The organism is uncultured Phenylobacterium sp., from assembly GCF_902826855.1.
Classification (GTDB): domain Bacteria; phylum Pseudomonadota; class Alphaproteobacteria; order Caulobacterales; family Caulobacteraceae; genus Phenylobacterium.
In genome coordinates, this window is record NZ_CADEGK010000006.1 from 1 (window position 1) to 10912 (window position 10912).

The 10912-nt window shown below is 69.2% G+C and carries 10 protein-coding genes; 1 reads left to right on the top strand and 9 read right to left on the bottom strand.

What is annotated here, in order from left to right; translation table 11 throughout:
- Positions 1-580: 580 nt before the first annotated feature.
- The 9 genes from QZV94_RS01735 to QZV94_RS01775 all read right to left on the bottom strand — a co-directional run bounded on the left by QZV94_RS01735 (position 581) and on the right by QZV94_RS01775 (position 9559).
- Positions 581-4513, bottom strand: coding sequence for a phage tail length tape measure family protein (locus tag QZV94_RS01735; RefSeq protein ID WP_293676075.1), 3933 nt, complete (start codon positions 4511-4513; stop codon positions 581-583).
- Positions 4514-4744: 231 nt separating this feature from the next.
- Positions 4745-5050: a hypothetical protein gene (locus tag QZV94_RS01740; RefSeq protein WP_293676076.1), complete on the bottom strand. Its 306-nt coding sequence runs from the start codon at positions 5048-5050 to the stop codon at positions 4745-4747.
- Entirely contained in the window at positions 5047-5463 is a 417-nt protein-coding gene (locus QZV94_RS01745) for a hypothetical protein (protein WP_293676077.1), read from the bottom strand. The genes QZV94_RS01740 and QZV94_RS01745 overlap by 4 nt, the downstream gene beginning before the upstream one ends.
- The gene (locus tag QZV94_RS01750; protein WP_293676078.1) at positions 5460-6305 is read right to left on the bottom strand and encodes an HK97 family phage prohead protease; all 846 of its coding nucleotides are present in this window, start codon (positions 6303-6305) and stop codon (positions 5460-5462) included. Before QZV94_RS01750 ends, QZV94_RS01745 begins: the two co-directional genes overlap by 4 nt.
- Before the next feature lie 75 nt (positions 6306-6380).
- Positions 6381-7250, bottom strand: coding sequence for a hypothetical protein (locus QZV94_RS01755; RefSeq protein WP_293676079.1), 870 nt, complete (start codon positions 7248-7250; stop codon positions 6381-6383).
- Between the two features lie 64 nt (positions 7251-7314).
- Positions 7315-7707: a hypothetical protein gene (locus tag QZV94_RS01760; RefSeq protein WP_293676080.1), complete on the bottom strand. Its 393-nt coding sequence runs from the start codon at positions 7705-7707 to the stop codon at positions 7315-7317.
- 531 nt (positions 7708-8238) lie between these two features.
- The gene (locus QZV94_RS01765; protein ID WP_293676081.1) at positions 8239-8481 is read right to left on the bottom strand and encodes a hypothetical protein; all 243 of its coding nucleotides are present in this window, start codon (positions 8479-8481) and stop codon (positions 8239-8241) included.
- Positions 8478-9293: a hypothetical protein gene (locus QZV94_RS01770; protein WP_293676082.1), complete on the bottom strand. Its 816-nt coding sequence runs from the start codon at positions 9291-9293 to the stop codon at positions 8478-8480. The genes QZV94_RS01765 and QZV94_RS01770 overlap by 4 nt, the downstream gene beginning before the upstream one ends.
- An 11-nt stretch (positions 9294-9304) precedes the next feature.
- Positions 9305-9559, bottom strand: a complete 255-nt coding sequence (locus QZV94_RS01775) for a hypothetical protein (RefSeq protein WP_293676083.1) — start codon at positions 9557-9559, stop codon at positions 9305-9307.
- A 1078-nt stretch (positions 9560-10637) separates the two neighbouring features.
- Between QZV94_RS01775 and QZV94_RS01780 the strand changes: the two genes are divergently transcribed.
- Positions 10638-10853 carry a hypothetical protein gene (locus QZV94_RS01780; RefSeq protein ID WP_293676084.1) on the top strand — a complete coding sequence of 72 codons (216 nt, stop codon included), beginning with the start codon at positions 10638-10640 and terminating at the stop codon, positions 10851-10853.
- The last annotated feature ends 59 nt before the right edge of the window (positions 10854-10912 follow it).

Below are 10912 nucleotides of genomic sequence, written 5' to 3' on the forward strand. Positions count from 1 at the left end.
CGGGCACGCGCCAGGGGTGGCCCCAACGGAGGCGATCAGGTGTTTGGGAGTATGGGCGTTCATGGCGGTTCTCATCCCACGGGCCTCAATGGCCGCACCGGGTGACAGACCCGGAAGCCGGGGGGTGAGAACCTGCCTGTGTGACAGGTCGACGGGCTTTTAGGGCCTAGGCCCCTGGACATGGCGCGCCGCCCCCGGCCATAAGGCCAAGGTCGGAGCGCCGCCAAGCGCGTCCGCAACGTTCGAAGCGGGGGGTTCCCCAGCTCGAACTGGGGCTGACGTCCTCGCCAAAGGAGCGTCGGCCGTACACAGGTCCGGGTTCTCACACCCACGGACACGTTGCCCCCGTTCTCGGCCCGATACAATCCACCCCGACGCGGGCTACGCTCGCCACATGCACACGACCGAGCGCCCCGTAGGGCCGCCAGCCCCTGATGAGGCCTCACCCTCCCTCCTCCCCCCGATGTCGGCGCGGTTCGAAGCGGCCGTGAAGGCGGTCGCACAGATGGCGCTGGCCAGGGAATTACGGGAACGACATTGCCGACCCCGGACGAGATGATGACGCGCACGGCGTGCGCGGTCAGGCGACGTTGCGCTCGGCCGGCAGGCCGTCGCCGTCCCACTTGGTGAAGACCTTCTCCATCCGTCGCAGGTAGCCGAGGCTCTTTGCTTCCGCGATCTCCAGCATCCCAAGTCGCCGGTCGATCTGGCGCAGGCCTTCGCCGACCCCCGCCTGCGGATCGCCGTGCGTGACGCTGACCATCTCGCCAGGCGAGGCCCAGAACTGCATCAACTGGTTGTCGATCCCGCCGTGTCCGCCCACCCGGAACGACCCGCCCGTGGCGAACCCGCGGCGCCGGCCACCCGAGGCGATCTCGCCGATGCCGGTCGTCAGGTAGTGGGCGAGCAGCGCCTCCTCCAGCGTCTTGCCCGCGCTGCGCAGCGACCCGCCGGAGGTGAAGTTTTCGACCAGGTCGGGGCTCACCGCCGCATAGCGCGCCGCGTCGAAGTTGATCGGCGCGCCGCCGGCCGTTTGCAGGTTCTTCTGCGCGACCAGGTAGTCCTTCAGCGCCGCCGCCATGTCCTTCGTCACCAGGGTCAGCACGCCCAGTTGCGTGAGCATGGCGGTCTGCGCGTCGAGCTGCGCCTGGCCGATGTCGGCCTGCGCCTCGGCCGCGTCGCGCGAGGCCGTCACCTCCCGCTGCACGGCGTTCAGGTCGCGCCGGAAGCTCAGCTCGTCCGGCGACGCCGCGCGCGAGGCCTCCACGAAGGCCTGGGCCACGCCCTGCAGGTTGGCCAGCCGCTCCGGATTGGCGGCGGGCAGCGCCGAGAGCCGCTTGAACTCGCCGCGCAGCACCTCGAGCTGGGCCACCGGGTTGCGCCCTGCGACGGGCCCCAGCTTCAGTTCCCGCAGGAAGCTGTCCAGCCCGGCGGCGGCGGCGCGCAGGCCGTCGATCTCCTCGCGCTTGGCGCTGGCGAACGCGTCATAGGCGTCGCGCAGGCCGTCGGCCGTGGTCCGCGCCACGTCGCCCAGGAAGTCGAGGCTGTTGTCGTTCACCGCCGGTGGCTCGATCGTGGCGATGTTCTCGGCGTAGCGCTTCAGGACCTCGTCGATCTGCAGGCCCTGCAGCGTGGCCAGCTGGCCGTTGATCGTGGCCAGCTGCTCGGCCGTGAGGTAGCCCTCGGCCGCCAGTTCGGCATAGGCCGCCTTCTGCTCGTCGATCGCCCGCTTCACGCCCTCCAGGTCGTAGGCCTTGGGGTCGGTCAGCTGCAGGATCTGGTCCGCCAGCCGGCCCGACAGCTTCTGCGCCGCCTCGTAGCTGGACAGGACCTCGATGATGGCGTCGAAGCCCTTGCCGGTCGCCAGGGCCGAGTCCACCAGCTTCTTCTGCGCGGCGCTGACGTAGGTCGCGCCCTCCAGCAGCGCACGCAGCGCGGTGTCCACCGCCGCGGCGCCGTCGCCCACGGCCGAGCGCAGCGTCTTGCCGCTCTGCAGGTAGATCTGCGTCTGGTCGCGGGTGCCGATCACCAGCCCGGTGATCGCGTCGGTCAGCCCGATGCCCGCGCCCTTCAGGGCGTCCTGGATGCCGCGGATCGCCTCGCCGGCCGAGCGCGCAGCGTTCTCCGTCTCCTGGTCGCGCTTGTTGCCGCTGATCGCCCCGGTGACCAGGTCGAAGCCGGCCCCCTTGTTGGAGGGCTTGCCGCCGATGTTGAACAGCTTGGCGGCGGCGTAGAGCACGGCCGCGGCTGCGGCCAGCGGCGGCGCCGCGGCGGCCAGTCCGGCGATGGCCGCCGAGCTGAGACCGGCCGCCCCGAGCGCAGCCGCCCCGGCCGTGGACGCCGCGAAGGCGCCGGTGCTGAGACCTAGGCCTGCGATCCCCAGAGCGTTGCCCGCGATGCGGCCGGTCTTCCCGCCGATGAGTTGAGCCGCCGCGGACCCCGCCGTCAGCAGGCCGCCGGTCAAGCCCTGGCTGGCAAAGGCGGCCTGGATCGTCTCGATCGTCCGCTGGAATTCGGTGAATATGGCAGCCCAGTCGTGACGCTTGATCGCGTTCCTGAAGCCAAGCGCCCCGTCGGCGGCCTCCTGGATCGCATTGACCAGGCGGGTCTGTTCCTTCGCCTGCGTCTTCTCGATGTCCTGCAGCTTCAGGAGCGTCGCCTTGCGGCTTTCCGCCCGGGCGATCTCCTCGCGGGTCGCCGTCTTCGAGCGGATGACCTCCTCGACCTTGGCCAGCTCCAGCTCGTGCTCGACGGCCAGGATCTTCTGCCCTGCCAGGGCCCGCGCGAAGGCCGACTTCAGGGTGTCCGCCTGCGCGCCCAGCAGGTCGATCTCGTTGGCCAGGCCAGCCTGTTGGGTCTCCGCCGCCTCGCGGGCGATCTCGGCCGCAGCCCGCTCGTCCAGCGCCTGTTCCTTCAGCCCGGCCGTCCGCGCCTGCTGGAGCTTCAACCGCTCCAGATCCGCGGTCCGCAGCTGCTTGGCCACATCGTCGAGGCCCTTGTCGTCGGCGATCGCGGCGATCTGCGCGTCGACCCGCGCCTGCTGTTCCTTCAGCTCGGCCGCGAGGATCTGCTTCTCCAGCGCCAGGCGTTCGCCGACCTCGCGCACCAGGGCCAGTCGCGCCTGCAGCTCATCTTGCGCGGCCTGCGCCAGCTGCGCGGCGATCTGCGCCTCGCGCTCGTCGGTCGTGTCCCGCGGCGTGGACGTGCGGCTCCCACCAGCCTTGCCGCCTTTGTCGGCCTCGCCTGCGGCCTTCAGCACCCGCGCACGGCGTGCGCCGAGGATCGACTTGGCCAGCCCGCCCAGCACCTTGTCGACGTCGGCCGAGCCCGCCGCGAAGCCCCTTTGGAACCCCACCTGGGCGGCCTGCGCCGCTCCGGCGGCCGAACCCGCGAAGGGATTGGCCAGCTGTGGCGCACTCACGGCCTGACCGGGCCGAAGCCCTGCGGCCAGCACCCGATTGCCTGTCGCCGACAGCAGCGTGCGAATGATCGGCAGCAGCTCGTTGTACTTGGCGATGATCCCGTTGATCATCGCGGTGGTCGCCTTCAGCACCGCGTTGGTAGCTGAGATCGTCGCATCACCGAGCGCTGCCGGCAGTAGTTTCCAGGTCGCCTTGACCGCCTCGAACGCACCGCGGAAGCCGCCGACGATCGTCTTGTAGTACGTGACCAAACCCTTGGTGATGCCGTCGAGCAGCTCGCCGAAGAACTTGCCGATCGGCGCCAGGATCGGCCCGACCGCGCCCTTCAGGTAGTTGAACGTGCCGCGGAACACGTCGCCGATGGTCACGCCGGTGTCGACGCCCTGCTTCTTCAGCCGCTTCAGCTGATCCTCGGTCAGGCCGAGGCTCTTGACCGCGTTGGCGCTGTCCTTGTTCAGGGCGCGGGCCGCCAGCCCGGCCACGCCGAAAGTGACTGCGGCCGCACCGCCCACGGCCGCCAGCGCCGGCGCGAATGGCGCGATCGACGCGCCCAGGCCCTTGATCACCGCACCGAAACCGGCGCCCTGCGTCTTAGCCTGGGCGAAGGCGTCGGCGATCTGCGGTCCCTGCTGGATCAGCACCAGCCCTGCAGAGGCGCCGCCGGCCAGGCTGACGCCCACGTCGGCAAACTGCCGCGACAGGTTCAGGCCGGCCTGCTGCAGGACCTTGGACGACTTCGTGGCCACGCCCTGGGCGTTGGCGAGCCCCACGTGCCCCCGCGCAGCGGCAGCCATCGCCTGATCGAGCTGGCCGACCCGCTTGGCGTAGTCCGACGCCGAGATCGCCCCCAGCTTGTAGAGGTCCGCCGCCTCCTTCATTTCCGTATTGAGGCGCTGCTGCGCGGCCCAGGCCGGGTCCATCGCCGACTTCAGGGCGAAGATCCGCCGCTCCAGCGACTGCGCCGCCGCCGCCTGCTTGCGGCTCTCCCGCTGCATCGTCGCCGACGCATCGCGCAGGCCGGTCTCGAACTGGGCGCTGTCCAGGCCCAGCGAGACTTTCAGCGCAGCGATGGTCGCGTTGCCTGTGGCCATGGCGTCACCTCTTGGGGCGGGGGAGCGAACGCCGGCACGTTTGCCGGCCAGTCTGTCGGGACGTCCGCGAGCGCGGTCTGGAGCGCGGCCGGGCGGGGCATGCCGATTTCGACCATGTCGGCAAAGCTGTCGAAGCTAACCGCCACTCCGCGAGGATGGCCGGGTGAAGCTTCGCCGCGAGGGTTTCGTACGTGGCGCGCACGGCGTGCGCGCCGGGCTGGTCGCTGGACATCAGGCGGAACCGACAGGCGCCACCGCGGCCAAGGCGTCCGCCGAGGGCGGCGCGCCGAAATCGGCCGGCAGCCTAAACCCACGCAGCCGAGCCTCGCGGATTGCCCGCTTGCGCAGCAGCTCCCGCAAGTCAGCGGCATGTGCGCGGTTGATGTCGCGAGCAAAGCCGGCCTGGTCGGGACTGAGCCGCATCGCGTCGACGGTCCTGCCGATCTGGGCCGCCGCCGCCGCGACAACACGGTCAAGCTCGGCGTGCGGATCTTCGGCGAAGGCGCGTGCGCGGAAGGGCGGGAGCCTGAGCTTCAATGGATGCTCTCCAGGCGGACCGACCCCGTGAACCCGAGGCGGTCCAGCTGCACCGACACGGCGCCGTCGTCCTGGACGTCGACGACTGCCCCAAGGCCGGTCGCGCACGCGGCATCGGCGACGGGCATGCGCGCCTTGAGCGCCAGGGTGAACACCTGGATGCGCGCGGCTACCTCCGGCGGAAGGTCCGCGGGCAAGAGCGCCGCGACGTCCTCGAGTACGACCGACGGCGCAGGCCTGGCCGAGCGAGGCCGCTCGTCACGGCTGAACGGCGTCCCTGTCGCCGCGCCTGCCGTGAACGGGCACATGCCGGCGCTGGCCGCGATCGCGAAGGCCTGCATGCGCAAGACCTCCTCGCGGGGCCGGTCGGCCATCGCGCAGGCGATCCGCGTCCGAATTTCGAGCCCGATCATGGCAGCGCCCTCAGGCGCCGCGCCTGGCGCTCTTCAAGCTCGGCGCGGGCCCGCTCCAGGTTCGCCTGCGCAGCGTCGGCCTCGGCTCTCGCGTGCAGCTGCTTGGGGGTCAGAAACTCCGCCGGCAGCCGAACGACAGGTGTAGGTCGACCGGCATTCCGCGTCTCCGCGAGGGCCATAGCCCGACCGAACGCCCGATCGGCGGCCGTGAGCTTCACGACGCCGCCCGCGCGTTCAGCCCTGTCCAGCTTGACGATGTGGCCGCCGCCGGCTGTCGCTGATCGCTTCGGGCGGACGGAGGTCGGGGCGCTGACGTCGAAAGACTTGATAAGGGCCGCGCGGGCGGCGCCTTTGGCGACGGAAATCTCGGTGATGACGGCGTCCGGGTTCGCCGGGATGGTCACGGCCGATAGTTCGTAAACCTCGGTCTCCTGAAACTCGATCCCGTCGTAGTCGCCGATCCAGGCCCACTTCGTGGCGCGGAAGCCGATGGAGACGCAGCCGACCAGCTTGTGCTTCAAGCTTAACCAGGCGTCGTCCGTGCGGTCCTTGAGACCGCTGGCCTCCGAGATCTTCGCGATCTCGGCGTCGAACGGGATGCCATCCTTCGTCGGCCTCCCGAACCTCACCCAGCCGATCGGCTGGTCGTGTTTATGCTGCCAGAGCAGCGGGAGCGGGTTCTTGAACGTCACGCCCATCGGGTTGACGACGTCGCCGACCCGATCGGTCGTCGGCGTCGTGGCAATCCCCGAAAACGTGCGTCTGGCGTCAGCCTCGGCGGTCTTCCGGATCGAGATCAGCGAGTAGGCTCGGCCGGCGAGCGGCTGGGTCGTGTCGGTCATGCGGACCTCTCTGGAGTGCGCGCGGCGGGCGCGCCGCGCTTTTGGCGTCTTTCCGCTGATCCTCGGTCGCGAGGTTTACGCATAGCGGATGGTCTGGTTTTTCGGCGGCGTCTGCGGCGCGTCCTTGCCGTCGCGCCCCTTGCGGACCGCCAGGCGCCACGCGTCGTTGCCGCCCGGCTTCTCCGTCGTCGGTCCCTGGGCGATCCACAGCTGGCCGCCGAAGGTCACCGCGTCGCCCAGCTCGTAGGCCTCGCCGTCCTTGTGCACGCCGCGGTCCACGAAGCCGCCGAGGCTCAGCTCGAAGCGGCGTGCGACTTCTCCACGGGTGAAGCTGAGTACCATCGTCCGCAAGCCGGGCTGCTCGACCTGGATGTCGTCGATAAAGGCCTCTGCGGCGCGATCCTCGAGACGCTTCAGTCGCTCTTGGAGGCGATCGTTTGAGGTCTTGAGCAGGATAAGCGCGCTGACCAGACCAAAGTGCGTGTCTTGTGTGTAAGCGCACGCCACCCGCAGTTTCGGAGACGCAGCGCGCAGCCGTTCCCGAACCCACTCCCAGGCCGCAGTCGCGATCGGATCCTTTGCGGGGTCGCCCGTGATGTCTTGGGGGGCAGGCCCGATCTCGATGGGGAACCGGAGACTGTGAGGCTTCGACGCAGGCGGCGCCGCAGGGGCGTCAGTCTCCGGCAAGCCTGCCTCGATCCGCACCTTCCGCGCCTTAAGCTCGGCGATGCTGAATTCCTGGTAGACCGCGCCACCCGGTACGCCGTCCTCGATCGCGCGGATGCCCGCCGCCCAGGTGTCGCCGGAGCTGATCAGTTCAGCCACAGGGGCCGTGTCGATCTTCGACTGCAGCTCGGTAATCCGCCTGCGACGATCCGCAAGCTCGCGCTCGATCTGCTCCCGCGGCGGGAGGATGTTGACGGTGTGGTTCGGCTTCTTTGGCATCTCGCGATGCAGGACGAACCGCTTCGACCGCGCCGTCATCCGCGCGGATGACAGTGGGGCGGGGTCAAATACATGTTTTTTTCACCGTCCAGATCGCGCCCTCCTTGTCGCGCCCGTCGTTCCTCACGATCCACCCGCCGACGTCGAGACCCTGCAGGCTGGCCAGGTACTTGCCGACGCGTCGTGGGATGAGCGGTTCACCAACGGCATCGATCAGGGCCTCACGGAGGCGCGTGAGCCCCCTGGCACGCTGCAGTACCCAGGCGGCGCTGAAGTGCCGCACGCCGCGCACCGTGTAGAGCTCCGCCAGCAGATCGACGTCGGCGCTGGTGACGCCCGCCAGCTCCGCCAGCGCCCAGTCCATGGCGTCGGCTAGGAGAAGGGTGGCCGTCTGATCGGCAGGGTTCGCGCGCACCTGTGCGATCAGGTCCCGCAGCCCGGCAGCGGCGGTGCTCAATCCTGCCCCCGATGCTGAGCTCGACCGACGCGAACGCGGCACGTGTTGCCGCAGTGTCTCGCGGCCCGCGTGGCCACGAAGGGCCCGCCGCAGCACTCGCAGACGTACCTCACCTTTCTGCGCGGCGCCGCCGGAGCGCCCGCCGGGAGGCGTTCAGCGACCGGCGGCCGGCAGGTCTCGCACCATCGCCGAGGCCGCCCCAGCCGACCGGCTGTCACCGGCAGATCAGCCCCACAGTCCGCACACGCCGGGGCCTCCGTCACGAGCGCCACCCGACAGCGGCAATCGCACCTGGGCCTATGACAGTCCCGTCCCGAAAAAATAGCCGTCGCGACCAGATCAACTGGAGCCGGCGTCTGGATAACGCTAGTCTTTTCAGCCACTTACGAAGTCCCACCCGCTCGGCAGCCGGGCAGGAAGCCCTCTGCGTCCCGAGAAATTGTCGGAGGCCGAGGAAAAAAACCTGCGAGTAACTCCCCCACCGGTCCGCGACAGGCGCCCCATTCGACTTATCTGACCACCCCCCCCTCCTCATGCCAGACCCCGCGCCGCGTGGTCCCGCGCGGCCCGCTGCATGAGCAGCCACGCCATCACCAGGTCGCTGCTTCGCGGCGTCGGAGCCACTGCAACCAAGGCCGCTAGCGTGGGTACGAACTCACCGCCGAGCACACGACACATCAGCAGGACCTTGGTGATCTTCAGCTGCACCAGGTCGGCCGAGGTCTCCAGGGAGTTGACCGCCGTGGCGCAGTCGTTGGCTGGTGCAGCGCTCATGCTTTGCCCCACTCATCAGGGGCCGCCTCACCGGCGGCAATGGCGCGCTGCAGCTGCGCCAGGGGGAGTGGATGCCCGATCACAAGCCCAGCCCGACCCAGCACGCTCCGCACCGGGAACTGATCGAGCTCGCCCCTCGCCACGGCTGTGGCTGGATGTATCGATCGTGCTTCGAGATCTATGCCACAGCGGTCGAGGTAGTTGACGGCCCAGCCTGCGGTCCGTTGGGCCTCGCTGAGAACCTGCTCGCGAAGCTCCGGAGGTACGGCAACCCACCGACCCGGCAAGCAGCCGGCCGGCTGGGCCACGTCATGATCGTGGGGAGTGCGCACGCCGTGCGCGCCCGAGGACGCAAGACCTCGGCGCGCGTTGAAGTCTTCTTCAGAAGACTGAAAGGTTAGAGAAGAGGGTTCATATCCTGCGCCACCCTTGGCGCGGGGGCTGCGCCAAGCCTTGGCGCATACCCCTGCGCCATCCTGGCCAGGGCCCCCCGCGCCACCCTGGCGCAGGGGTGCATCGGCGCCCTCGTCAGACGTGGGTCGGAGATACTCGCTCGGCGCGAGGATCCTGTAGAGGTTGCTCGAACGTCCGCCGTTGCTCGGCCGATAGCGCGGCTCGATCTGTAGAAAGCCCTCGGCGACCAGATACTGGAGTTTCCGCTGGAGCGTGCGGCGGGGAATTTCCAGCTCGTCCGATAGGGTGCCGTGAGCGAAGAAGCACTCACCCATCGGGTTCGCGCCGTCGGCGAGCCGAGCCAAGAGCGCCTTCGCCACAGCATCGCCCACGACGACGGAATAGACGTAGGTGACCAAGCGGTGGCCCATCACACGTCCCGGAAACGCGCGTGCCGCTCGCGGTAAGGCCACAGCGCGGGGAGCAGGACCTCCGCCGGACGCGTAACGCGGACCCCTTCGCCGGCATGGATCGTTGCAGCCTTGGCCACGCAACCCGCCGCGTTTAGCGCTTCGCTCAAGGCCCGCTTGGCGCGGTCGTCCAGGTCTTCGCCACCCTCGTAAAGGTCGATGGCTTCAGGCTCCAGACCGGCAGCCCTGGCCAGCGCGTCGACCGAGAGGCCCAAGAGGGCGCGACCTGCGCAGCATTGCCGGCCGGAGAACCAGCCCCTGGGTCCACGCCCGCTCACGCCGGCCGCTCCAAGAGGTTAGACAAACGCTCGGAAATGCTATGGAAATCAATGAGCCCTGGCGCGGGGGTTAGACACCCTAAGCTATTGAATTGAAAGACGGGGTAGACACCCACCCCGTCCGCCAGAAATGGGGTTCGCCTTCGCGACAGCCCTCGTGCCGTCCCAGGAAGCCAGACCGTCACCGGCGACGCTGGTGGGGCCAGGGACATCGGAATTGGCGGTCGCCGACGACGCGGAGGTCACTTTTCGGTCCCTGGCCACGCAACCGTCGGGAGACCTGAGCGATTGAAGCTCGGCGGACAGCAGAACGGGCGAGCCTGTCATGGATGATAGGGACGTGCATAACGCGTCGGGGCCCCTCACGGGTTTTCGCTCGTTCGCCGACGATACCCCTCGTGACGTTGATGCAGACGTTGCCAACGGCCCCGACCCTCGGGACGGTTTCGAGGGCTTCCACCTCTATGCGGACGATACCCCGCTCAAGGATATGGATGACGCTCATGCATCGCCCAGAGACGACCAGCAGATCGAGGGCGACGCGCGACGACGGCCTAGTTTGCCCGCGCGAGGGGTCGTGGCTGCGGCAGGCATTGCCTTGGCGGTTGCGACCGGACTTTGGCTGGGCCGGCCTCTACTAGGCCCGGACGCCAATCGCGCACGCGAGGCCGCGATGGCCGCCCCGAGCGCCGCGACAGCGCAAATGGACGTCGAGGTTGCGCAGGTCCCGTCCCCCACACCACCGCCACCTACGGGGGACATCCTAGAGGTGTTGCCGCCTGACCTCGTGTCCCGCCAGACAGCCCTCCCCCCACAGACCGGGCGCGCCGCCGATGTCACCGCCGCCGCCCAGGACATTTCGCCTTCCACCAGAGCAGCTGCTCCACAGCCAGAGGCTCCCCCAACGCCCCCGCAGCCGAGCATCGCGCCGCTCGCGCCGAGCCCGCGAGAGTTCGCCGACCTACCACCGGGTAGCGCTGATGATTGCCAAGACGCGCCTAGCCAAGCACGGGCGATGGTCTGTTCTGACGCGCGTCTGGCCGCCTTGGACCGGCAGATGTGGCGGGCCTACGACGCGGCGTTGGCGGCCGGCGTTCCCGAGGCCGACCTAGGCGCGGAGCAAGCCGATTGGCTGGAGATTCGCGAGGACGCTGCCCGTTACTCCCGCAATGCCGTCACCCGGATCTATCGCCAGCGCATCGACGAGCTGAGGATGATGCAGGAACGCTAGAGCGCGATCCACGGAACCTGCCGCTGGATGGCGGAGCAACCATCACGCGCCGCGTTCGC

Coding starts and splice junctions, on each gene's coding strand:
- QZV94_RS01735 (WP_293676075.1), bottom strand. CDS start 4,513: ATGGCCACAGGCAACGCGACCATCGCTGCGCTGAAAGTCTCGCTGGGC.
- QZV94_RS01745 (WP_293676077.1), bottom strand. CDS start 5,463: ATGATCGGGCTCGAAATTCGGACGCGGATCGCCTGCGCGATGGCCGAC.
- QZV94_RS01750 (WP_293676078.1), bottom strand. CDS start 6,305: ATGACCGACACGACCCAGCCGCTCGCCGGCCGAGCCTACTCGCTGATC.
- QZV94_RS01755 (WP_293676079.1), bottom strand. CDS start 7,250: ATGCCAAAGAAGCCGAACCACACCGTCAACATCCTCCCGCCGCGGGAG.
- QZV94_RS01765 (WP_293676081.1), bottom strand. CDS start 8,481: ATGAGCGCTGCACCAGCCAACGACTGCGCCACGGCGGTCAACTCCCTG.
- QZV94_RS01780 (WP_293676084.1), top strand. CDS start 10,638: ATGGTCTGTTCTGACGCGCGTCTGGCCGCCTTGGACCGGCAGATGTGG.